Source organism: Streptomyces sp. NPDC058812 (assembly GCF_042744565.1).
Classification (GTDB): Bacteria; Actinomycetota; Actinomycetes; order Streptomycetales; family Streptomycetaceae; genus Streptomyces; species Streptomyces thinghirensis.
In genome coordinates, this window is sequence record NZ_JBHYOB010000004.1 from 119,741 (window position 1) to 140,079 (window position 20,339).

A 20,339-nucleotide genomic window follows, 5' to 3' on the forward strand; every position below is an offset into this window, starting at 1 on the left:
GCTGCTGCTTACTTGCTGCGGCTGTAGTTCGGTGCCTCGACCGTCATCTGGATGTCGTGCGGGTGGCTCTCCTTGAGGCCCGCGGAGGTGATCCGCACGAAGCGGCCCTTCGACTCCATCTCCTCGATGGTGGCGGCCCCCACGTACCCCATGGTCTGGCGCAGACCGCCGACGAGCTGGTGCAGCACGTTGGCCAGCGGGCCGCGATAGGGCACCTGGCCCTCGATGCCCTCGGGCACGAGCTTGTCGTCGGTGGCCACCTCGGCCTGGAAGTAGCGGTCCTTGGAGTACGACCTGCCCTGGCCGCGGGACTGCATGGCGCCGAGCGAACCCATGCCGCGGTACGACTTGAACTGCTTGCCGTTGATGAACTGCAGCTCGCCCGGAGACTCCTCGCAGCCCGCGAGGAGGCTCCCCAGCATCACCGTGTCGGCACCGGCGGCCAGCGCCTTGCCGATGTCGCCCGAGTACTGCAGGCCGCCGTCGCCGATCAGCGGGACGCCCGCGGCGCGGGCCGCCAGGGATGCCTCGTAGATGGCGGTGACCTGCGGGACGCCGATGCCGGCGACGACGCGGGTGGTGCAGATCGAGCCGGGGCCGACACCGACCTTGATGCCGTCGACGCCCGCGTCGATCAGGGCCTGGGCGCCGTCGCGGGTGGCGACGTTGCCGCCGATCACGTCCACGCCGACGCTCGACTTGATCTTCGCCATCCAGCTCAGCGCGTTGCTGTTGTGCCCGTGCGAGGTGTCGACGACCAGGAAGTCCACACCGGCCGCGGCCAGGGCCTGGGCGCGCTCCAGGGCCTCCGGGCTGGCGCCGACGGCCGCGCCGACCAGCAGCCGGCCCTCGGCGTCCTTGGCGGCGTGGGGGTACTTCTCGGCCTTGACGAAGTCCTTGACCGTGATCAGGCCCTTGAGGACGCCGGCGTCGTCGACCAGCGGAAGCTTCTCGATCTTGTGGCGGCGCAGCAGTTCCATGGCGTCCACGCCGGAGATGCCGACCTTGCCGGTGACCAGCGGCATCGGCGTCATGACCTCGCGCACCTCGCGGGTGCGGTCGGACTCGAAGGCCATGTCGCGGTTGGTGACGATGCCGAGCAGCTTGCCGGCCGGGTCGGTGACCGGGACGCCGCTGATGCGGAACTTGGCGCACAGGGCGTCCGCCTCGGCCAGCGTGGCCTCGGGGTGGACTGTGATCGGGTCCGTCACCATGCCGGACTCGGAGCGCTTGACCAGGTCGACCTGGTTGACCTGGTCCTCGACCGACAGGTTGCGGTGGAGCACGCCGACGCCGCCCTGGCGGGCCATGGCGATGGCCATGCGGGACTCGGTCACCTTGTCCATCGCCGCCGAGAGCAGCGGGATGTTCACCCGGACGTTGCGGGAGATGCGGGACGAGGTGTCGACCGCGTTGGGGAGCACCTCGGATGCACCCGGCAGCAGCAGCACGTCGTCGTAGGTCAGCCCGAGCGTCGCGAACTTCTCGGGCACTCCGTCGACGTTGGCAGTCATGACACCTTCCCCAAATGGCCTTGATCGGTGCGGATGTCCATGCTAACGGGAAGTGGACGTGGCTCATTCCACGATCAGGGACGCCCGCGACCTTCGTAGTTTCGTACGGACACCCGTCACCGTCCGTTCACGCCCGGCGCTACTGCTCCGCCAGGGCCCGCAGTCGGCTCAGCGCCCGGTGCTGGGCGACCCGCACGGCGCCGGGTGACATTCCCAACATCTGCCCGGTCTCCTCTGCCGTGAGCCCCACCGCGATGCGCAGCAGGAGCAGCTCGCGCTGGTTCTCGGGCAGGTTGGCCAGCAGTTTCTTGGCCCAGGCGGCGTCGCTGTTGAGCAGCGCGCGCTCCTCCGGGCCCAGTGAGTCGTCCGGCCGCTCGGGCATCTCGTCGGACGGCACGGCCGTCGAGCCGGGGTGCCGCATCGCCGCGCGCTGCAGGTCGGCGACCTTGTGGGCGGCGATGGCGAAGACGAACGCCTCGAAGGGGCGTCCGGTGTCCTTGTAGCGGGGCAGCGCGAGCAGCACCGCGACGCAGACCTCCTGGGCGAGGTCCTCGACGAAGTGCCGGGCGTCGCCGGGCAGGCGGGACAGACGCGTGCGGCAGTAGCGCAGCGCCAAGGGGTGGACATGGGCGAGCAGGTCGTGCGTGGCCTGCTCGTCCCCGTCGACGGCACGATGGACGAGCCCACCGACCGTCCCTTGGTCAGGGGCCGCCTCGTCGTCACGCATCGGTCCATGGTGCCTTGCGGCTGTCCGATCCGTGGCTCCGCGCCCGTTGTTGTGCACCGAAGCGTTATGAGCAGGTGCGCCGGAACTCATCCCCTGCGCCCTCCCCTTCCGCTCGACCGACTCGTCCCCGAGGAACTCCACACCTCAAGGATGCGTCATCCGCGCCGAAACGAGCAGCGGGCACCCGGCGGGTCGCCTTGTCACCCCCGCCCACCTCGCGATAAGCGGGGATCGTGGCGTCCCCTGCGGGCCCTGCCGGCCTCCACCGCACGGGGTGCCCTAGCGGACCAGGCCCCATCGGAAGCCGAGCGCGACCGCGTGCGCCCGGTCCGAGGCGCCGAGCTTCTTGAAGAGCCGCCGGGCGTGGGTCTTGACGGTGTCCTCGGAGAGGAACAGCTCGCGGCCGATCTCCGCGTTGGAGCGGCCGTGGCTCATGCCCTCCAGGACCTGGATCTCACGCGCGGTGAGCGTGGGCGCGGCACCCATCTCGGCCGAGCGCAGCCGGCGCGGGGCGAGCCGCCAGGTCGGGTCGGCGAGGGCCTGCGTGACCGTGGCGCGCAGTTCGGCGCGCGAGGCGTCCTTGTGCAGGTAGCCGCGGGCACCGGCGGCGACGGCGAGGGCCACGCCGTCCAGGTCCTCGGCGACGGTGAGCATGATGATGCGTGCGCCGGGGTCGGCGGACAGCAGCCGCCGGACGGTCTCGACGCCGCCGAGGCCGGGCATGCGCACGTCCATCAGAATCAGGTCCGAGCGGTCGGCACCCCAGCGGCGGAGGACTTCCTCGCCGTTGGCGGCCGTCGTCACGCGCTCGACGCCGGGCACGGTCGCGACCGCCCGGCGGAGCGCCTCTCGGGCAAGCGGGGAGTCGTCGCAGACGAGGACGGAAGTCATGGCCGTCCTCCGCAGCTGATGCGCGTCACGTTGAGCCTCCAGGCTGGTACGAAATCGTCACCTGTGCGGTCGACCGTCCCGGACGCCCGCCCGAGCACTTGTTCCTTCAACCGCCTCCGCACTCTCAACGACGGTCACTCGAAAGAGTTACGGGGCTGTGTGTCGTCTTCGGCACTCTACGTGAGGGGGCGGCCACGCAGCAGACATGGGCGTCGGACCCGCCCCGTTTCATCACAACCGGTGCCCCATTTAGCCGCTTTTCTTCCGCTTCGCTGGTGTCTGCGGCTAGATTCGCAATGAGTCATATTTTCATCTCCTTAGATCGTAGTTGTACGGTCGTGGACGCTGCGTCACCGGCATCTACCCATATCGGCTACAAGGGGTCACGCAATGGCAGATTTCTCCCGCCTTCCCGGACCGAACGCGGACCTGTGGGACTGGCAGCTCCTGGCCGCGTGCCGCGGGGTGGACAGCTCGCTCTTCTTCCATCCGGAGGGCGAACGCGGTGCGGCGCGGAGTGCTCGCGAGAACTCGGCCAAGGAGGTCTGCATGAGGTGCCCGGTCCGCGCCGAGTGCGCGGCGCACGCGCTGGCGGTGCGTGAGCCGTACGGCGTGTGGGGCGGGCTCACCGAGGACGAGCGCGAGGAGCTCATGGGACGCGCCCGCAACCGCCTGGTGGCGGCGACGGCATCGACAGGTGGGGAGGCGGCCGCGCATCACTGAAGCCGCACATCACTGAAGGAACGTTTCTGTGAAACGCGCGGGCACGTAGGTGCGCCCGTACCCTCAGCGCGTCGCCGACTGGCGTGCCCCCGCCCGAGCCAGCTCGTCCAGCGTCGCCGCCACCGCCGGCACCTGGGCCAGGTCGGGCAGGGTGAGCGCGACGATCTCCCGCCGCACCGCCGGCTCCAACGCCACCGTGCGCACCCCCCGGGGCCGTACGGACTCGACGGCGAGCTGGGGCAGGACGGCCACCCCCAATCCGGCCCCCACCAGGCCGGCGACCGCCGGGTAGTCGTCGGTCGCGAAGTCGATGCGGGGCGTGAAGCCGGCCCCTTCGCACACCTCGACCAACTGCCCCCGGCACCGCGGGCAGCCCGCGATCCACGGGTCCCGGGCCAGCTCCCCGATGGCCACCGAACCGCCGGGTTCCGTGCGCGCGAGCCGGTGCCGTTCGGGCACCAGCGCCACGAGGCGGTCGGTCAGCAGCGGCCGCACGACGAGGTCGTCCCACTCCTCCGCGCCGGCCGCGCCCTCATAGCGGAAGGCGAGCGCCACGTCGCAGTCGCCCTCGCGCAGCAGCCCGACGGACTTCGGCGGCTCGGCCTCCTCCAGGAAGACCCGGGTGCCGGGGTGCGCGGCGCGCAGCGCGGCCAGGGCGGTCGGTACGAGGGTGGAGCTGCCGCTGGGAAAGGAGACCAGGCGGACCCGTCCGGCGCGCAGTCCGGCGATGGCGGCGACCTCTTCCTCGGCCGCGGTCAGTCCGGCGATGATGCCGGCGGCGTGCCGCACCAGTGCCTCACCGGCCTGGGTCAGCCGCATCTCGCGCCCGGCGCGCACGAGCAGGGGTGTGCCGACGGAGGCCTCCAGGGCCTTCATCTGCTGGCTGACGGCGGGCTGGGTACAGCCCAGCTCGCGCCCCGCGGCGGAGAAGGAACCGGTCGATGCCACGGCGCGCAGGACACGGAGATGACGAGCCTCGATCACGGCTCCGAGGATAAGTGACTCTTTGACCGAACGCCGAATAATGCGTCGACGCTTTCACGAAGGCTGTCCTACCGTTCCGCCATGAAGCTTCTCTCTGTCAATCTGGGCCGCGCGAAGGCGGTGCCGTACACGGACCATCCCGAGGGCGTCACCGGCATCGACAAGCAGCCGGCCGACGGGACGGTGCGCGTGGCCGCGCCCGGGCCGAAGGGCGCCGGGGCGAGCGGACTGGCCGGTGACACGGTGTGCGACACCCGGCATCACGGCGGCGCCGACCAGGCCGTGTACGCGATGGCGCGCGAGGACATGGACGACTGGGAGCGCGAGCTGGGCCGCCCACTGCCGAACGGCGCGTTCGGCGAGAACCTCACGACGACGGGCCTGGACGTCTCCGGCACCCTGATCGGCGAGCGCTGGCGGATCGGCCCCGGTCTGGTGCTGGAGGTCACCAGCGGCCGTATCCCCTGCCGCACCTTCCAGGGCCATCTGGGTGAGAAGGGGTGGGTGCGGCGCTTCACGGAGAAGGGCGCGTCGGGCGCGTACCTGCGGGTGATCGAACCCGGTGGGATACGGGCGGGCGACGCCGTCGAGATCGTGCACCGGCCCGCCCACGAGGTGACGGTGGCGTTGCAGTTCCGGGCGGTGACGAGGGAGCGGGAGCTGCTGCCCCGGCTGCTCGCGGCGGGTGAGGCGCTGCATCCGGAGGCGCTGGCGACGGCGCGGAAGTACGTGGAGACGTACGGCGCCTGAGCCAAGCGGACCTGCTCGGCCCGGGCCCATAACCTTGCGCCATGACAACGGCATTGATTACGGGATCGACGGCGGGCATCGGCGCCGCGTTCGCGCGGCGGCTGGCGGCCGACGGACACAACCTGGTCCTGGTGGCCCGCGACACCAAGCGGCTGCGCGAACAGGCGACCGAGCTGCACGACCGGCACGGCATCGAGGCGGAGGTCCTGACGGCCGACCTGGCCACGGACGCCGGCATCGAGGCGGTGGCCGCCCGGCTCGGTGAGCGCAGGAGCCCCGTCGACCTGCTGATCAACAACGCCGGCTTCGGCAACAAGGGCCGCTTCCTCGACGTCTCCATGGCCGACGAGCTGACGATGCTCAAGGTGCACTGCGAGGCGGTGCTCCGGCTGACCTCGGCGGCGACGGAGGCGATGCGGGAGCGGGGCCGGGGCGGCGTGGTCAACGTGGCCTCGGTCGCGGCCTTCGTGCCGCGCGGCACCTACGGCGCCTCCAAGGCGTGGGTCGTGCAGTTCACCCAGGGCGTGGCGAAGGACCTGGCCGGCAGCGGCGTACGCCTGATGGCCCTGTGCCCCGGCTTCGTGCGCACGGAGTTCCACCAGCGGGCCGGGATGGGCACGGACAACATCCCGAACTGGATGTGGCTGGACGCCGACAAGCTGGTCGCCGCGGCCCTGGACGACCTGGCCCGGGGCAAGTCCCTGTCCATCCCCGACCCGCGCTACAAGGCCCTGATGGGCGCGGCGAAGCTGGTGCCGCGGGGGATGCTGGGCGGGATCTCCTCACGGACGGGGCGGAAGTACGGGCCTCAGTAGCGAGAAGCGTCCCCGAAGGGGCGCGGGGACCGCGCGAGCAACCACAACGACGTCGCACCCGGCGACGAACCCGCCGGGGCAGACGCGATCCCGTCCCCACAACCGCGATCCCGTCCCCACGACAACGCACGGTGCCCAGCACCCCTGCGGGGGCACTGGGCACCGTCGGCTCAGCTCAGCTCAGCGCAGCGCTCAGTGGGCGTGGCCGTGGCCGTGGCCCGCGGCGGCCGGCTCTTCCTCTTCCTTCTTCTCGACGACCAGGGTCTCGGTCGTCAGGAGGAGGGAGGCGATGGAGGCGGCGTTCTCCAGGGCCGAGCGGGTGACCTTCACCGGGTCGATGACGCCGGCCTTGACCAGGTCGCCGTACTCGCCGGTGGCGGCGTTGAAGCCCTGGCCCTTGTCGAGCTCGGCGACCTTGGAGGTGATGACGTAGCCCTCCAGGCCGGCGTTCTCGGCGATCCAGCGCAGCGGCTCGACGGCGGCCTTGCGGACGACCGCGACACCGGTGGCCTCGTCGCCGGTCTTGCCGAGGTTGCCCTCGAGGACCTTGACGGCGTGGACCAGCGCGGAGCCACCACCGGAGACGATGCCCTCCTCGACCGCGGCGCGGGTCGCGGAGATGGCGTCCTCCAGACGGTGCTTGCGCTCCTTCAGCTCCACCTCGGTGGCGGCGCCGACCTTGATCACGCACACGCCGCCGGCCAGCTTCGCGAGGCGCTCCTGGAGCTTCTCGCGGTCCCAGTCGGAGTCCGTGTTCTCGATCTCGGCCTTGATCTGGGCGATGCGGCCCTGGACCTCGTCACGCTTGCCGGCACCGTCGACGATCGTGGTGTCGTCCTTGGTGACGGTGATGCGGCGGGCGGTGCCGAGCACCTCCAGGCCGACCTGGTCGAGCTTGAGGCCGACCTCCTCGGAGATGACCGTGGCGCCGGTGAGGACGGCCATGTCCTGCAGCATCGCCTTGCGGCGGTCGCCGAAGCCGGGAGCCTTGACGGCCACCGCGTTGAACGTGCCGCGGATCTTGTTCACGACGAGGGTGGAGAGCGCCTCGCCCTCCAGGTCCTCGGCGATGATCAGCAGCGGCTTCGAGGCGTTGGCCTGGATGACCTTCTCCAGCAGCGGCAGCATGTCCGCGATGGAGGAGATCTTGCCCTGGTTGATGAGGATGTACGGGTCCTCGAGGACGGCCTCCATGCGCTCCTGGTCCGTCACGAAGTACGGCGACAGGTAGCCCTTGTCGAAGGCCATGCCCTCGGTGAAGTCCAGCTCCAGACCGAAGGTGTTGGACTCCTCGACGGTGATGACACCGTCCTTGCCGACCTTGTCCATCGCCTCGGCGATCAGCTCGCCGACCTGCTGGTCCTGGGCGGACAGCGCGGCCACGGCGGCGATGTCGGACTTCTCGTCGATCGGGCGGGCGGTGGCGAGGAGGTCCTCGGACACGGCGGCGACGGCCGCGTCGATGCCCTTCTTCAGCAGCGCCGGGGAGGCACCGGCGGCGACGTTCTTCAGGCCCTCGCGGACCAGCGCCTGGGCCAGCACGGTGGCGGTGGTGGTGCCGTCACCCGCGATGTCGTTGGTCTTGGTCGCCACCTCCTTCACCAGCTGGGCGCCGAGGTTCTCGTACGGGTCCTCGATCTCGACCTCGCGGGCGATCGTGACACCGTCGTTGGTGATGGTCGGGGCGCCGAACTTCTTGTCGATGACGACGTTGCGGCCCTTGGGGCCGATCGTCACCTTCACCGTGTCGGCGAGCTTGTTGACGCCGCGCTCGAGGGCGCGACGGGCGTCCTCGTCGAACTTCAGGATCTTCGCCATGGGAGCGTGAGCCCTCTCGGAAATCTTGGGGTTAAACGGCACTGCGCCCCGGGCGCCCGGCTTCATATCGATTGCGGGGGCCAGGGGCGCAGCAGTAAAGCAAGGTGCTTCGGTGCTTCGGTGAACTACTTCTCGACGATCGCGAGCACGTCGCGGGCCGAGAGGACGAGGTACTCCTCGCCGTTGTACTTCACCTCGGTGCCGCCGTACTTGCTGTAGAGCACGACGTCGCCGACGCTGACGTCGAGCGGAAGACGGTTGCCGTCCTCGAAGCGGCCCGGGCCAACGGCCAGGACGACGCCCTCCTGGGGCTTCTCCTTGGCGGTGTCCGGAATGACCAGGCCCGAAGCCGTGGTCTGCTCGGCGTCGAGCGGCTGGACCACGATGCGGTCCTCGAGCGGCTTGATGGCAACCTTGGAGCTGGTGGTCGTCACGATCCGACCTCCCCCTTCGGAGATCTCACGGGGTTAACTGTCTGAGGTGGCGACCAGGTGGATCCGTCGTCGCGGGTGCCGGACCTGCCCGTCGCGTAGTTGGCACTCTCCAGTGGGGAGTGCCAAGGCCGAGACTATGACCGCGATTAGCACTCGGTCAAGCGGAGTGCCAATGCCGGCGGCGCGTCGGGGGTATTTCAGTGAACGCCGGGCCGGGTGGCGCACCCCGCGTCGGCGCGGAACCCGCCGGGTACGGCCGCCCCCAGACCCCGGCTTTCGGCCTGAACGGCCTCGCCCTCAAACGCCGGACGGGCTGACTTGTCCACCCGGCGTCAGAGGTAGTCCCCCAGGCGGCCCGCCCTCAGCCCCTGCTCCTCGATCGTCTCCAGCAGACGTTCCGTGCGGGTGCTCAGGCCCAGGCCCGTCGGGTGGTCCGGGTCGACGGACACGATGTCGCCGGGGTGGAGGCGGTGCTCGCCGCGGGTGTAGCTCAGGCCGCCGTCGGCGTTCAGGGTCGCCCGCCACAGGACGACCGTCGCGATACCGCAGTCGGCGGCGGCGCGCAGGGTCGTGGGGTCGTACGTGCCGTAGGGCGGGCGGAAGAGGTGGGGGCGGACGCCGAAGCGGGACCTGAGCTTGGTCTGCTGGCCGCAGATCTCGGCGCGCTGGCCGGCGTAGGGCAGTCCGCGCAGGGAGCGGTGGTCCAGGGTGTGGTTCTGCAGGCTCGCGCCGACCGAGCGGAGCCGGGCGAAGTGGCCGTACGCGGGTCCGGCGACGTTGTCGGTGAGGAACAGGGTGACGGGGAGCCGCCGTTCGCGGACCAGGTCGGCGAAGTGCGGGTCCCGCTCGGCGCTGTCGTCGAAGGTGAGGAAGACGACCCGGTCCGTGGTGCGGACGTGGTCCACGACGGGCGGCAGGTTCTGCCCCCGGTCGCTGCCCTGAGCGGGCTCTCCCGCCGCCGGCTGCTGCGCGGGGCCGGCGAACTGGGCGCAGCCGGTGAGCAGTACGGCTGCCAGGGCGGCCCCGGCCGGCCGGAACCGCCCGCGCCTCACAGGTAGTCCTCCAACCGGGCCACGGCGTATCCCTCGGCGGTGACCTTGTCGAGGAACTCGCGGACCATGTCGCGCATGGTGCCGCCCCAGTCGTCCTCGCCCCGGAAGTGGGTGAGGACGATGTCGCCGGGGTGGATCTCCCGGTCCCACTCGCGGTAGTCCCAGTGGTCGGCGAAGACCTCCTCGTTCCAGATCGGGGCGTACTCGATGCCGCAGGCCTTGGCGGCGCGCAGGGTGTCGCGGTTGTAGTTGCCGTAGGGCGGGCGGAAGAGGGTGGGGCGCTTGCCGTAGCGCTTCTCGATCACGTCCTGCATGCCGCAGATCTCGCGCTTCTGCTCGGCGTAGGACAGGCCGGGCAGGTAAGGGTGGTGGAGGGTGTGGTTGTTGAGGGTGACGCCCCGGTCCTGCATCTTCTTGAAGTAGCCGTAGTCCTCCTTCGCCAGGTAGTCGCTGAGGAAGGCGGTGTACGGGATCTTCAGCTCGCTCATCATCCGCAGGAACGCCGGGTCCTTCTCGGCGCCGTCGTCGATGGTGAGGAAGACGATCTTCTCCTTGGTGGGGATCGAGGTGAAGACCGGCGGGAGGTTCTTCTGGCCCCTCACCTCGAAGCCCTCGCGTGCCTTGATCTCCGGCTTCTTCGCGGGGGGTGGCGGGGCCGTCAGCGGGACCTTCTTCAGGTTCCAGCGCTTGGCGGCGGCGGCCCGGGCGGCCTGGGCCGCGCGCAGCTTGGACGCGTAGGCGTCGAGCGCGCGGGCCGGGGGCGCCTGGAGGGGCTGCCGGCCGGCGGCGCCCCGCACCTCGGAGGCGTCCTGCGCACAGCCGGAGGCGAGGGCGGCGACGGCGAGCGCGGCGACACCGCCGCGCATCCGGAGCCCCGGGGAGGACGGCCGGAACACCCTGGGCGCCCGGATTTTGTCATTTTGTACGACTGCTCGCATGGTGCGGGATCCTCGCAGTCCCCGGCCGCCGAACCCGGCCCGACACCGCGCCGGAGGCGCACCATCCACCGACTGGCCCACAATGTTCCGGTGAACGACCTCGACGCCCTCCTCGCCCTGCTCACCCCCGAGGGCCGCGCCCTCCTCGACGAGGTGCGCGACACCGACCCCGCGCAGGAGTTGGCGGTCGCGACCCGGCTGCGGCGCACGCGTCCCGCCGAGCTGGTGTCGGCCGCGCTCGGGCAGGCGCGGCTGCGGCAGCGGGCGGTGGCGAAGTTCGGGGCCGAGGACGCGGGGCGGATGTTCTTCACGCCGGGCGGGGTCGAGCAGTCGACGCGGGCGAGCGTGGCCGCGTACCGGGCCGAGCGGATGTCGGCCCTGGGCGTGACCTCGGTCGCCGACCTGTGCTGCGGGATCGGTGGCGACGCGATCGCGTTGGCCCGGGCCGGGATCCGGGTGCTGGCCGTGGACCGGGACCCGGCGACGGCCGCCGCCGCCCGTGCCAACGCCGGGGCGCTGGGGCTGGACGATCTGATCGAGGTGCGCGAGGCGGATGTCACGGAAGTCGACACCAGCGGGTACGACGCCGTGTTCGTCGATCCCGCGCGACGGGGCGGGCGCGGCCGGATCTTCGATCCGGAGGCGTACTCGCCGCCGCTGTCATGGGCGGTCGAGGCGGCCCGTACGGCTCCCCGCGCCGCCGCGCTGAAGGTCGCGCCCGGCATTCCGCACGAGGCGGTGCCGGACGGCGCCGAGGCGGAGTGGATCTCGGACGGCGGGGACGTGAAGGAGGCCGTGCTGTGGTTCGGCACGGTGCCGGGGGCGGTGCGCGCCACGCTGCTGCCGGGGCCCCGCACCCTGCTCGGCACCGGCCTGCCCGACCCGGAGGTCCGCACGCCCGGCCGGTACCTCTACGAGCCGGACGGCGCCGTCATCCGCGCCCACCTCGTCGCCGAGGTCGCCGAACAGGTCGGCGGGGGGCTGCTCGACGCGACCATCGCCTACGTCACCGCGGACGAGCTGCTGCCGACGCCGTACGCCACGGCGTACGAGATCACCGACCGGATGCCCTTCAACGTCAAGAAGCTGAAGGCACTGCTGCGGGAGCGCCGGGTCGGCACCCTGACCGTGAAGAAGCGGGGCTCGGCGGTCGAGCCGGAGGAACTGCGGAAGAAGGTCAAGCCCCAGGGGCCGAACGCGGCGACGGTGTTCATGACCCGGGTCGCGGGGGCGCCGACGATGCTGATCGGGCATCCGGTGCGCTGAGGCCGGACCGACGGTGCATGCCGGGGAGGTCGGGACCGGCACGCCGCCCCGCCGCCCCGCCGGCCGTCCCGCCATCCCGCCGGAGGCCCCACCGTCACCGCCGGGCGGGCCCGGCTCGGCCGCAGCCCTCCACCCGGCTCAGCCACAGCCCGCGCGCCCCGCTCAACCACAGCCCCGCGCCCGGCTCAACCACAGCCCACCACCCCGCTCCACCACAGCCCCGCGCCCCGCTCAACCACAGCCCCGCGCCCGGCGCGTCAGCAGCTCGCGTTCGCGTTCGTTGCGGGTCAGGGACGCGGCGCGTTCGAACTCCGTCCGTGCCTCCGCCGTGCGGCCCAGGCGGAGCAGGAGGTCGCCGCGGACGCTGGGGAGCAGGTGGTAGTCGCGCAGAGCCGGTTCGGCGGCGAGGGTGTCGACGAGGGTGAGTGCCGGGGCGGGGCCCTCGGCCATCGACACGGCGACCGCGCGGTTGAGTTCGACGACCGGGGACGGGGCACGGGCCGCGAGCAGGCCGTAGAGCGTGGCGATGCGCGGCCAGTCGGTCTCCTCGTACGTGTACGCCGTCGCGTGGCAGGCGGCGATCGCGGCCTGGAGGACGTACGGGCCCGGCGCGCCGGAGCCGGTGGTGTGGGCGCGGTCGAGGGCGGTGATGCCGCGGGCGATGAGCATGCGGTTCCAGCGGCGGCGGTTCTGGTCCTCGAGGAGCACCGGCGCGCCGTCGGGGCCGGTGCGGGCGGCGGTGCGGGACGCCTGGAACTCCAGCAGGGCGGTCAGACCGTGGACCTCCGGCTCCTTCGGCATCAGGGCGGAGAGCACGCGGGCCAGGCGAAGGGCGTCCTCGCACAGGGCCGGGCGGAGCCAGTCGTCGCCGGCGGTGGCCGCGTACCCCTCGTTGAAGATCAGGTAGATGACCTCCAGGACCGAGCCGAGGCGGGCCGCGCGGTCCGGGCCGTACGGCACCTCGAAGGCGACGTTCTTCGTGGCCAGGGTGCGTTTGGCGCGCACGATGCGCTGTGCGACCGTCGGTTCCGGGACGAGGAAGGCGCGGGCGATCTCGGGTGTGGTGAGGCCACCCAGCAGGCGCAGGGTGAGGGCGATGCGGGCCTCGGCGGACAGCACCGGGTGGCAGGCGGTGAAGACCAGCCGCAACAGGTCGTCATCGATGTCGTCGGGACCGGCGGGCTCCTCGGGCGGTGCGGCCGCGGTGGGCAGGTCCCGGCCGATCTCCGCCAGCTTGCGGGCGTAGTTCTCCCGGCGCCGGATCAGGTCGACGGCGCGGCGCCGGGCGGTGGCCATGAGCCAGGCGCCCGGGTTGTCGGGCACGCCGTCCCGGGGCCACTGCTCCAGGGCCGCGACCAGGGCGTCCTGCGTGAGTTCCTCGGCGATGCCGACGTCCCGGACCAGGCGGGCGACGCCGGCGATGACACGGGGCGACTCGATGCGGAAGACGGTTTCGAGGGCCTCGGTGGGCTGTGGTTCCACAGCCCACCATGCAACACCCTCGGGCCCGCGGGGCGAAACTCCGATCAGCCCTCCATCAGCTCCCGCACCTCGCAGGTCACCGTCCAGTGCTCCTCGTGCACCTTCAGGAACCGCTTGGTCCACTCGATCGCCTCGGCCTTGTCCTTGGCCTGCAGGAGCGAGTAGCCGCCAATGACCTCCTTGGACTCGGTGAAGGGCCCGTCGGTGACGGACAGCCGCCCGCCCTCGTAGTGGACGCGGGTGCCCTGGGCCGTCGGGGTCAGCCCGGCGGTGTCGAGCAGGACGCCGGCCTTCGTCATCTCCTCCATCAGTTTCTCCATACGCTGCACCAGCTCGGGGCTGGGGCCGCCGGAGAGGGCGTCGCTCTCCTCGATCCGGATCAGCGAAAGGTAGCGGGGCATGGTGACTCCTCGGGGTGGGTCGGGCCGGGTCCTTCCCGGCCTCTCACCCCGTGCGTCGAACGGGCGGGCCGTGGATCGACACACCCTTCGAGATCTCCCGGAGATTCCTCAGCGCCGCAGCGACTCCCACAGGTCACCGGCCTCCGGCTCCTCGGCCACCACCCGGTTGCCGTCCCAGGGCGCCGGTACGACGGGCATCGTCACCGTGCGTACGTCGTCCGCCGACAGGCCCCCGAGGCTGCGGCCGAGGCTCATCAGCTCGCCCAGCGAGTCCAGGCCGGTGTCGGTGGTGAGACTGCCGGTGACCGCGTCGGTGACCTGGTACAGCCGCGCGGGGTCGGTGAGCAGGTCGGTGGCGGAGATCTGCTCCAACAGCGCCTTCACCAGCTTCTGCTGGAGCTCTATGCGGGCGAGGTCGCTGCCGCCCTGAAGTCCGTACCGGGTGCGGGCCAGACCGAGGGCCTCGGTGCCGTCGAGGTGGTGGGTGCCGGCGTCCAGGTGGAGGTGGCTCTTGTCGTCGTCGATGTCCACGTCCGTGGTGACCGTGACCCCGCCGAGGGCGTCGACCAGCTTGGCGAAGCCGGAGAAGTCGATCTCGATGTAGTGGTCCATGCGGACGCCGGTCATCGACTCGACGGTCTTGACCGCGCAGACCGGACCGCCCAGGGCGTAGGCGGTGTTGAACATCGCGCCGCCCGCTTCCCGGGTCCCATCGCCGGACGGCAGCGGGCAGGACGGGCGGGTGACGAGCGTGTCGCGCGGGATGCTCACGACGGTGGCGGCGGTCCGGCCCGGGTCGAGGTGGACGACCATCGCGGTGTCCGAACGGGCGCCCTCGCTGTCGCCGCCGCCGAGCTCCTGGTTCTCCTCGCCGCTGCGCGAGTCCGAGCCGAGGACCAGGATGTTCAGGGCGCCGGTGGGCACGGGGGACGCCGAGGGCGAGGCGGAGGGGGCCGTGACCGGCCGCGCGGGGCGGTCGTCGCCGAGCGCGCCGTTGATGTCGACGCTTCTGATGTTGCCGTTCAGGTGCCAGTAGGCCCACCCCGCCGCGGCGACCCCGAGCAACAGGGCACCGACCAGGGCGAGGCCTGCCGCCTTCAGCCCCCTCGAGCGCCCGCCCCGCGCAGTCATGCGTCCGCCCCCGCCCCTGCCGGTCCCGTCCACGTCCCCACCCGAATGCCCCGTCGGAAGGAACATAAGTCCGAATTGTTGGGAGCGGACATACGTGGGTCGCTATTCTGCGGAAATTCTCAGATTAGGCGACCGCAGGCACCCCCGTGCTGCTGCGCACCTCCAGGCTTGTGGCCAGCTCCACCCGGGTCGCCGCCGCGGACCCGTCGTCCCGCCCGAGGTCCAGGACCAGCCGGGCCGCCGCCTCGGCCATCTCCATGAGCGGCTGCCGTACGGTCGTCAGCGGCGGCCCCACCCAGCGGGCCACCGGCAGGTCGTCGAACCCGACCACGCTCAGGTCCTGCGGGATGCGCAGCCCCAGCTCGCGCGCGGCCTCGTACAGCCCGAGCGCCTGGAGGTCGTTGCCGGCGAAGACGGCGGTCGGCCGGTCGGGACGGCGCAGCAGTTCCAGGCCCTGCCGGTAGCCGGCCTCGTGGTGGAAGTCGCCGGTCATGATGAGATCCGGGTCGACGGGCAGCCCGGCCGTCTCCAGGGCGGCCCGGTAGCCGTCGACACGGGCGCGGCTGCACATCATCCGGGTGGGCCCGCTGATCGCGCCGATGCGGGTGTGGCCGAGGTCGACCAGGTGCCGGGTGGCGGCGAGTCCGCCCTGCCAGTTGGTGGCGCCGATGGACGGCACGTCGGCGCCCGGGTCGCCGGCCGGGTCCATCACCACGAACGGGATGGAGCGGCTGGTGAGCAGGGCGCGCTGGGACTCGTCGAGGCCGGACAGGACGAGGATCACGCCGTGCGGACGGCGGGCGGCGACCTGGTCGGCCCAGGTCCGGCCGGGCGTGAGGCGCCCCGCGCTCTCGGAGAGGACGACGCTGAGCCCCGCGTCCCGCGCCACGTTCTCGACGCCCCGGATGACCTCCATCGCCCAGGCGCTCTCCAGCTCGTGGAAGACCAGGTCGATCAGCGGGGAGCGGCTCGCCTCGGCCCGCCGTCGCCGGTAGCCGTGGGTGCGCAACAGCTCCTCCACGCGGGCCCGGGTCCCGGGGGCGACATCGGCGCGGCCGTTGAGGACCTTCGAAACAGTCGGCGCCGACACACCGGCCTCACGCGCGATCTCGGCGAGGGTCGCGGTCTGCGCGGACCGCCTTTGCGTGCGGGTTTCAGCGGGCTGCGGGGATGTCATGGCGGCGATCGTATCCCCGTGGGCCTTCTTGACGCAGTCTTCGATGAGTCACGGACTCTCGGATCGTTCGTTTTCAATGCCGAAACATTCGATCTCTCGGCGTTCACCGGGCGTTCAGAGCGCCGGGGAGTCGGACCCGACGCCCCGGAACTACGGTTTGCCGGTGACGGCGGCGGCCGAGGCCGCCGCGACGGGGGCGCGGGGGCGCGGACGTACGGGGGCACGATGGACAGGAAGCTGTACCACGAGACCAGATCCACCGGTACGGCGCTGGCCGCCGCCGCCGTCTGCGTGGCCGTGACGGGTGCCGTGCACGGGATTCCGCCGCTTCCCGGCTGGGACACCCGGAGGTTCCTCTGGGCACTGCTCGGCTTCCTGGCGTTGTGGGCGGTCGGAGAGCTGGCTCTGGAGGTACGGCGGTTCCGCAGGGCCGCGCCGCTCGCGGACGGCGTGGAGCTGCCGCCGGACATCCCGCTGCGCCGGCGCCTGTTCCTCCCGGGCCTCTTTCCGGTGCTCGCCCTGACTTCGCTGGTACCGGCGCTGGTGTGGGAGCCCTGGGTCGCCGTACTGCCCCTGACATGGGTCGTCGACTGGGGTCTGCAGGCCGTGGTCATCGCCGTCTGGGAGCGCCGGACGGGCCTGCTGCTGTGGCGGAAGTCCACGATGGGGAACGTGGGGCTCGTGACCTCCCCGGTCAGTGGGCGGCCACCGACTCGAAGCGCCACCGGTGGGCCGCCCGCGTGACCAGGTCCCCGTCCGGCTCGGGAAGTTCCGGCAGCTCGGCGTCGTAGTCGGCGTCCCACCAGGTGATGACGAGGATCCGGTCCTGCGGGGCACGCAGGACCTCCCTGCGCAGGGGGGTGCCGTCGAGCGGCTGTGCCCGTGCCCAGGCCAGCAACTCCTCGCCCCGGCCGGACACGGCCCTCGCCTCCCACATCAGCGCGACGGTCACGAGTACAGGTTCTCCTTGCTGACCTCGTGGACGTGGTCGTGCGCGTGCGTGTGGCCGTGGCCCGGCACGTGCGGTTCCGTCACCGGCAGGGAGGAGTCGGCCGAGAGGTCCCAGTCGGAGGCGGCCCGCCCCCGGGCGACCATCTCCGCGCCGAGCGCCGCCACCATCGCGCCGTTGTCCGTGCACAGCTTGGGGCGGGGTACCCGCAGCCGGATGCCGGCCGCCTCGCAGCGTTCCTGGGCCAGGGCCCGCAGCCGGGAGTTGGCGGCCACGCCGCCGCCGATCATCAGGTGGTCGACGCCCTGGTCCTTGCAGGCCCGCACCGCCTTGCGGGTCAGCACGTCCACGACCGCCTCCTGGAAGGAGGCCGACACGTCGCGCACCGGAACCTCTTCCCCCGCCGCCCGCTTGGCCTCGATCCAGCGGGCCACGGCCGTCTTCAGCCCGGAGAAGGAGAAGTCGTACGCCGGGTCGCGCGGGCCGGTCAGTCCGCGCGGGAACGCGATCGCGTCGGGGTCGCCCTCGCGCGCGTACCGGTCGATGACCGGGCCGCCGGGGAAGCCCAGGTTCAGCACGCGGGCGATCTTGTCGAAGGCCTCGCCGGCCGCGTCGTCGATGGTGGCGCCCATCGGTCGGACGTCGGAGGTGATGTCCGTCGACAGCAGCAGCGAGGAGTGTCCGCCGGAGACCAGCAGCGCCATCGTCGGCTCGGGCAGCGCGCCGTGCTCCAGCTGGTCGACGCAGATGTGCGAGGCGAGGTGGTTGACGCCGTACAGGGGCTTGCCGAGGGCGTAGGCGTACGCCTTCGCCGCCGAGACGCCGACCAGCAGGGCGCCGGCGAGGCCGGGGCCCGCGGTGACGGCGATGCCGTCGAGGTCGCGGGCGCCGACCCCCGCCTCCTTCAGGGCGCGGTCGATGGTGGGGACCATCGCCTCCAGGTGGGCGCGGCTCGCCACCTCCGGCACCACGCCGCCGAAGCGGGCGTGCTCGTCGACGCTGGACGCGACGGCGTCGGCCAGCAGGGTGGTGCCGCGGACGACACCGACACCGGTCTCGTCGCAGGAGGTCTCGATCCCCAGAACGAGAGGCTCGTCGCGTGAGTCAGCCATGGTTGTCGGTTCCTCGTTCGGTTCCCGGTACGGAGGTGGAAGGGTCGGTCAGGCGCATCACCAGGGCGTCCACGTTCCCCGGCTGGTAGTAGCCGCGTCTGAAGCCGATGGGCTCGAAGCCGAAGCGCTCGTACAGTCGTTGGGCGCGGGTGTTGTCCACCCGGCACTCCAGCAGCACCTCGGCGCACTCGAAGGCGGTCGCCGCCCGCAGCAGTTCGGTCAGCAGTCGCGCGCCGAGGCCGGTGCCCCAGTGGTCGCGGGCGACGGCGATGGTCTGCACGTCGGCCTGGTCCCCGGAGGTGACGAGGCCCGCGTAGCCGACGACCCGACCGTCCTCCTCGGCGACCAGGTACCGCCGGGTCGCCCCGGGCCCGCGCGCGTGGGCCAGCTCGGACCAGAACATCCCCCGCGACCAGGCGTCCTCCGGGAACAGCTCCCGCTCCATCCGGAGCACGGGGTCGATGTCCCACCAGCGCATCTCGCGCAGTACGGCAGTGGCTGACGCGGCTGTGGCTGACTCGGTCACTTGGGGGTGACCACCTTGTAGTTCTTGGGGACCTGGGCGTCGGGGCGGCGCAGGTACAGCGGCCGGGGCGCGGGCAGTTCCCCGCCCGCCGCGAGGGTCTCCGCGGCCAGGCAGGCCAGGGCGGCGGCGGACACGTGCTCGGGCTCGTGCGCCTTCGGGAAGGTGTCCGGGTAGAGCAGCGCGCCCGCGCCGACGGCCGGGAGCCCGGCCACCTGCTCGGCGATGTCGGCGGGACGGTCCACCGCCGGGTCGGTGAGCCGGGTGCGGGAGTCGGCGTACCGGGCCCAGTAGACCTCCTTGCGGCGGGCGTCGGTCGCCACCACGAAGGGGCCCTCCAGGTCGGCGGCCCGGGCGAGGCCGTCCAGCGTGCACACGCCGTGCACGGGCACGCCGAGCGCGAGGCCGAAGGTGTCCGCGGTCATCAGGCCGACGCGCAGTCCCGTGTACGGGCCGGGGCCGATCCCGGCGACGATGCCCGTGACGGCGTCGAGCCGCAGGCCGGCCTCGGCGAGCACCCGGTCGACGGCGGGCAGCAGCAGCTCACCGTGCCGGCGTGCGTCCACCTGGCTCGACGAGGCGATGACGTCCGTACCGTCGTGCAGCGCGACGGTCACGGCGGGCGTGGCGGTATCCAGAGCGAGCAAGAGCACGCAAACAGCCTACGGCGCCGCGGGCCCGTGTCGGACGCCCGGTCGGCGGGCCAGGCACCCGTACCGGTACCGGTACCGGCACCGGCACCGGCACCCCGTGTCGCGCACCGCGTTCGTACGGTCACGGACTGCTACGGTCGCCGGGAGCGGACGCACGACCTACGACGACAAGGTGGTCGCCAGTGGCAAGCAGCAGCGCCGGTCTCGTCACCGGCCTCACCGCGGCGGCCCTCGCCACGATCGGCGTCCTCGGCTACCAGGCGTCGGCCAACGCCCCGGCCGACCTCGGCGGGACCCACGCGAGCAGCACGCCCGCCCCCGGCGCCTCCAAGGCCCCCCGCGACCGGCGACACCCGAACGCCCTTCCCGCAGGCTCCGGAAGGGGTGAACGGGTGGTGTACTCGGTGGACGACGACCGGGTGTGGCTGGTCGGCGCGGGCAACAAGGTCGAGCGCACTTTCAAGGTCACGCCCAGCACGGTCGACCCGGCGCCGGGCACCTACGCGGTCACGTCCCGCTCGAACCGGGTCACCGGGTCCGACGGCATCCCGGTCGAGCACGTCGTGCGCTTCACCAGCGTCGAGGGCGTGGTCATCGGGTTCAGCGCCGCGGTGGACGGCTCCACGGCGAAGCCCGACGCGGGCGAGCGCACCGGCGGCATCCGGGAGACGCGCGCGGACGGCGACGCGATGTGGCAGTTCGCGACGATCGGGCAGCGGGTCGTCGTCGTTCCCTGACGAAGCGACGAAACGCCGAAGCACTGAAGCGCCGCGGCCGTGCGGGTCAGGCGGCCTCGCGGTGCTCCCGGACGGGGTGGCACGTCTCCGGCTCGGGCGCGCGTGGCGGCGTCGAGACCGCCGCCGCGGCGGCGCAGGACGCGAGCAGATCGTGCATGGACACCCCGGTGAGCGCGGGCGACTGCGGCCGCCGTCGGGCCTGCGGCTGCGGCTGCGGCTCGGTCTCCGGCATGGACGCCTCCTGAAGATCGGGGGCGGGCGT

23 protein-coding genes are annotated in these 20,339 nt (G+C 72.1%); 6 read left to right on the forward strand and 17 right to left on the reverse strand.

Features of this window, described 5'->3' with window-relative positions; translation table 11 throughout:
• Nucleotides 1-8 precede the first annotated feature (8 nt).
• The 3 genes from guaB to ACFW48_RS10025 form a co-directional block, all read right to left on the reverse strand.
• Nucleotides 9-1,514, reverse strand: coding sequence for an IMP dehydrogenase (guaB, locus tag ACFW48_RS10015; RefSeq protein ID WP_386312346.1), 1,506 nt, complete (start codon nucleotides 1,512-1,514; stop codon nucleotides 9-11).
• Nucleotides 1,515-1,653: 139 nt separating this feature from the next.
• On the reverse strand, nucleotides 1,654-2,241 hold the full coding sequence (locus ACFW48_RS10020) for a sigma-70 family RNA polymerase sigma factor (RefSeq protein ID WP_019329587.1): 588 nt from the start codon (nucleotides 2,239-2,241) through the stop codon (nucleotides 1,654-1,656).
• Between the two features lie 279 nt (nucleotides 2,242-2,520).
• The gene (locus tag ACFW48_RS10025) at nucleotides 2,521-3,132 is read right to left on the reverse strand and encodes a response regulator transcription factor (protein WP_003948568.1); all 612 of its coding nucleotides are present in this window, start codon (nucleotides 3,130-3,132) and stop codon (nucleotides 2,521-2,523) included.
• 390 nt (nucleotides 3,133-3,522) lie between these two features.
• Here ACFW48_RS10025 and ACFW48_RS10030 point away from each other — a divergent pair, with 390 nt between their 5' ends.
• Nucleotides 3,523-3,855, forward strand: coding sequence for a WhiB family transcriptional regulator (locus ACFW48_RS10030; protein WP_386312348.1), 333 nt, complete (start codon nucleotides 3,523-3,525; stop codon nucleotides 3,853-3,855).
• A 63-nt stretch (nucleotides 3,856-3,918) separates the two neighbouring features.
• Here the strand turns inward: ACFW48_RS10030 and ACFW48_RS10035 are convergent, their stop codons facing one another.
• Nucleotides 3,919-4,839 (reverse strand): LysR family transcriptional regulator, encoded by a 921-nt coding sequence (locus ACFW48_RS10035; protein ID WP_386312350.1) that lies wholly within the window; start codon nucleotides 4,837-4,839, stop codon nucleotides 3,919-3,921.
• A gap of 81 nt (nucleotides 4,840-4,920) precedes the next feature.
• Between ACFW48_RS10035 and ACFW48_RS10040 the strand changes: the two genes are divergently transcribed.
• Nucleotides 4,921-5,589: an MOSC domain-containing protein gene (locus tag ACFW48_RS10040; RefSeq protein WP_386312351.1), complete on the forward strand. Its 669-nt coding sequence runs from the start codon at nucleotides 4,921-4,923 to the stop codon at nucleotides 5,587-5,589.
• 41 nt (nucleotides 5,590-5,630) lie between these two features.
• Complete coding sequence (locus tag ACFW48_RS10045) at nucleotides 5,631-6,404, forward strand: SDR family NAD(P)-dependent oxidoreductase (RefSeq protein ID WP_386312354.1); 774 nt, start codon at nucleotides 5,631-5,633, stop codon at nucleotides 6,402-6,404.
• 192 nt (nucleotides 6,405-6,596) lie between these two features.
• On the opposite strand, the gene groL is transcribed toward ACFW48_RS10045, so the two are convergent.
• The 4 genes from groL to ACFW48_RS10065 form a co-directional block, all read right to left on the reverse strand.
• Nucleotides 6,597-8,222, reverse strand: coding sequence for a chaperonin GroEL (gene groL / locus ACFW48_RS10050; protein WP_121748717.1), 1,626 nt, complete (start codon nucleotides 8,220-8,222; stop codon nucleotides 6,597-6,599).
• A 125-nt stretch (nucleotides 8,223-8,347) separates the two neighbouring features.
• The gene (groES, locus tag ACFW48_RS10055) at nucleotides 8,348-8,656 is read right to left on the reverse strand and encodes a co-chaperone GroES (protein WP_003974211.1); all 309 of its coding nucleotides are present in this window, start codon (nucleotides 8,654-8,656) and stop codon (nucleotides 8,348-8,350) included.
• Between the two features lie 332 nt (nucleotides 8,657-8,988).
• The gene (locus tag ACFW48_RS10060) at nucleotides 8,989-9,708 is read right to left on the reverse strand and encodes a polysaccharide deacetylase family protein (RefSeq protein ID WP_386312358.1); all 720 of its coding nucleotides are present in this window, start codon (nucleotides 9,706-9,708) and stop codon (nucleotides 8,989-8,991) included.
• A complete protein-coding gene (locus ACFW48_RS10065; RefSeq protein WP_386312361.1) occupies nucleotides 9,705-10,574 on the reverse strand; it encodes a polysaccharide deacetylase family protein in 870 nt (289 codons plus the stop codon). The genes ACFW48_RS10060 and ACFW48_RS10065 overlap by 4 nt, the downstream gene beginning before the upstream one ends.
• Before the next feature lie 162 nt (nucleotides 10,575-10,736).
• Between ACFW48_RS10065 and ACFW48_RS10070 the strand changes: the two genes are divergently transcribed.
• The gene (locus ACFW48_RS10070) at nucleotides 10,737-11,912 is read left to right on the forward strand and encodes a methyltransferase domain-containing protein (protein WP_386312364.1); all 1,176 of its coding nucleotides are present in this window, start codon (nucleotides 10,737-10,739) and stop codon (nucleotides 11,910-11,912) included.
• A 231-nt stretch (nucleotides 11,913-12,143) separates the two neighbouring features.
• Here ACFW48_RS10070 and ACFW48_RS10075 read toward each other — a convergent pair whose 3' ends face one another.
• From ACFW48_RS10075 to ACFW48_RS10090, 4 genes are all read right to left on the reverse strand, one after another.
• The gene (locus tag ACFW48_RS10075; RefSeq protein ID WP_386312367.1) at nucleotides 12,144-13,394 is read right to left on the reverse strand and encodes an RNA polymerase sigma factor; all 1,251 of its coding nucleotides are present in this window, start codon (nucleotides 13,392-13,394) and stop codon (nucleotides 12,144-12,146) included.
• Between the two features lie 44 nt (nucleotides 13,395-13,438).
• A complete protein-coding gene (locus ACFW48_RS10080) occupies nucleotides 13,439-13,795 on the reverse strand; it encodes a YciI family protein (protein ID WP_386312369.1) in 357 nt (118 codons plus the stop codon).
• 108 nt (nucleotides 13,796-13,903) lie between these two features.
• Complete coding sequence (locus tag ACFW48_RS10085) at nucleotides 13,904-14,926, reverse strand: LCP family protein (protein WP_386312371.1); 1,023 nt, start codon at nucleotides 14,924-14,926, stop codon at nucleotides 13,904-13,906.
• 124 nt (nucleotides 14,927-15,050) lie between these two features.
• On the reverse strand, nucleotides 15,051-16,103 hold the full coding sequence (locus ACFW48_RS10090; RefSeq protein ID WP_386312373.1) for a LacI family DNA-binding transcriptional regulator: 1,053 nt from the start codon (nucleotides 16,101-16,103) through the stop codon (nucleotides 15,051-15,053).
• A 225-nt stretch (nucleotides 16,104-16,328) separates the two neighbouring features.
• On the opposite strand from ACFW48_RS10090, the gene ACFW48_RS10095 reads away from it, so the two are divergent.
• On the forward strand, nucleotides 16,329-16,847 hold the full coding sequence (locus tag ACFW48_RS10095; RefSeq protein ID WP_386312375.1) for a hypothetical protein: 519 nt from the start codon (nucleotides 16,329-16,331) through the stop codon (nucleotides 16,845-16,847).
• Here the strand turns inward: ACFW48_RS10095 and ACFW48_RS10100 are convergent.
• Genes ACFW48_RS10100 through tsaB form a run of 4 tightly spaced genes read right to left on the reverse strand, consistent with a single transcriptional unit; the run spans nucleotide 16,798 to nucleotide 19,340 of the window.
• A complete protein-coding gene (locus tag ACFW48_RS10100) occupies nucleotides 16,798-17,055 on the reverse strand; it encodes a hypothetical protein (RefSeq protein ID WP_386312378.1) in 258 nt (85 codons plus the stop codon). The genes ACFW48_RS10095 and ACFW48_RS10100 overlap by 50 nt on opposite strands.
• Nucleotides 17,052-18,164: a tRNA (adenosine(37)-N6)-threonylcarbamoyltransferase complex transferase subunit TsaD gene (gene tsaD, locus ACFW48_RS10105; RefSeq protein ID WP_386312380.1), complete on the reverse strand. Its 1,113-nt coding sequence runs from the start codon at nucleotides 18,162-18,164 to the stop codon at nucleotides 17,052-17,054. The genes ACFW48_RS10100 and tsaD overlap by 4 nt, the downstream gene beginning before the upstream one ends.
• Nucleotides 18,157-18,642, reverse strand: coding sequence for a ribosomal protein S18-alanine N-acetyltransferase (gene rimI / locus ACFW48_RS10110; RefSeq protein WP_386313044.1), 486 nt, complete (start codon nucleotides 18,640-18,642; stop codon nucleotides 18,157-18,159). The genes tsaD and rimI overlap by 8 nt, the downstream gene beginning before the upstream one ends.
• Nucleotides 18,643-18,686: 44 nt before the next feature.
• Complete coding sequence (gene tsaB, locus ACFW48_RS10115; protein WP_386312383.1) at nucleotides 18,687-19,340, reverse strand: tRNA (adenosine(37)-N6)-threonylcarbamoyltransferase complex dimerization subunit type 1 TsaB; 654 nt, start codon at nucleotides 19,338-19,340, stop codon at nucleotides 18,687-18,689.
• 182 nt (nucleotides 19,341-19,522) lie between these two features.
• Here tsaB and ACFW48_RS10120 point away from each other — a divergent pair, with 182 nt between their 5' ends.
• On the forward strand, nucleotides 19,523-20,077 hold the full coding sequence (locus ACFW48_RS10120; RefSeq protein ID WP_386312385.1) for a hypothetical protein: 555 nt from the start codon (nucleotides 19,523-19,525) through the stop codon (nucleotides 20,075-20,077).
• Between the two features lie 46 nt (nucleotides 20,078-20,123).
• Here ACFW48_RS10120 and ACFW48_RS10125 read toward each other — a convergent pair whose 3' ends face one another.
• A complete protein-coding gene (locus ACFW48_RS10125; RefSeq protein WP_386312387.1) occupies nucleotides 20,124-20,309 on the reverse strand; it encodes a hypothetical protein in 186 nt (61 codons plus the stop codon).
• Between the last annotated feature and the right edge of the window lie 30 nt (nucleotides 20,310-20,339).

Excerpts from the sequence above, each read along its gene's own strand:
- guaB (WP_386312346.1), bottom strand. The coding sequence starts at position 1,514 with ATGACTGCCAACGTCGACGGAGTGCCCGAGAAGTTCGCGACGCTCGGG.
- ACFW48_RS10020 (WP_019329587.1), bottom strand. The coding sequence starts at position 2,241 with ATGCGTGACGACGAGGCGGCCCCTGACCAAGGGACGGTCGGTGGGCTC.
- ACFW48_RS10025 (WP_003948568.1), bottom strand. The coding sequence starts at position 3,132 with ATGACTTCCGTCCTCGTCTGCGACGACTCCCCGCTTGCCCGAGAGGCG.
- ACFW48_RS10030 (WP_386312348.1), top strand. The coding sequence starts at position 3,523 with ATGGCAGATTTCTCCCGCCTTCCCGGACCGAACGCGGACCTGTGGGAC.
- ACFW48_RS10040 (WP_386312351.1), top strand. The coding sequence starts at position 4,921 with ATGAAGCTTCTCTCTGTCAATCTGGGCCGCGCGAAGGCGGTGCCGTAC.
- ACFW48_RS10045 (WP_386312354.1), top strand. The coding sequence starts at position 5,631 with ATGACAACGGCATTGATTACGGGATCGACGGCGGGCATCGGCGCCGCG.
- groL (WP_121748717.1), bottom strand. The coding sequence starts at position 8,222 with ATGGCGAAGATCCTGAAGTTCGACGAGGACGCCCGTCGCGCCCTCGAG.
- ACFW48_RS10065 (WP_386312361.1), bottom strand. The coding sequence starts at position 10,574 with ATGCGCGGCGGTGTCGCCGCGCTCGCCGTCGCCGCCCTCGCCTCCGGC.
- ACFW48_RS10080 (WP_386312369.1), bottom strand. The coding sequence starts at position 13,795 with ATGCCCCGCTACCTTTCGCTGATCCGGATCGAGGAGAGCGACGCCCTC.
- ACFW48_RS10085 (WP_386312371.1), bottom strand. The coding sequence starts at position 14,926 with ATGACTGCGCGGGGCGGGCGCTCGAGGGGGCTGAAGGCGGCAGGCCTC.
- ACFW48_RS10090 (WP_386312373.1), bottom strand. The coding sequence starts at position 16,103 with ATGACATCCCCGCAGCCCGCTGAAACCCGCACGCAAAGGCGGTCCGCG.
- ACFW48_RS10095 (WP_386312375.1), top strand. The coding sequence starts at position 16,329 with ATGGACAGGAAGCTGTACCACGAGACCAGATCCACCGGTACGGCGCTG.
- tsaD (WP_386312380.1), bottom strand. The coding sequence starts at position 18,164 with ATGGCTGACTCACGCGACGAGCCTCTCGTTCTGGGGATCGAGACCTCC.
- rimI (WP_386313044.1), bottom strand. The coding sequence starts at position 18,642 with ATGCGCTGGTGGGACATCGACCCCGTGCTCCGGATGGAGCGGGAGCTG.
- ACFW48_RS10125 (WP_386312387.1), bottom strand. The coding sequence starts at position 20,309 with ATGCCGGAGACCGAGCCGCAGCCGCAGCCGCAGGCCCGACGGCGGCCG.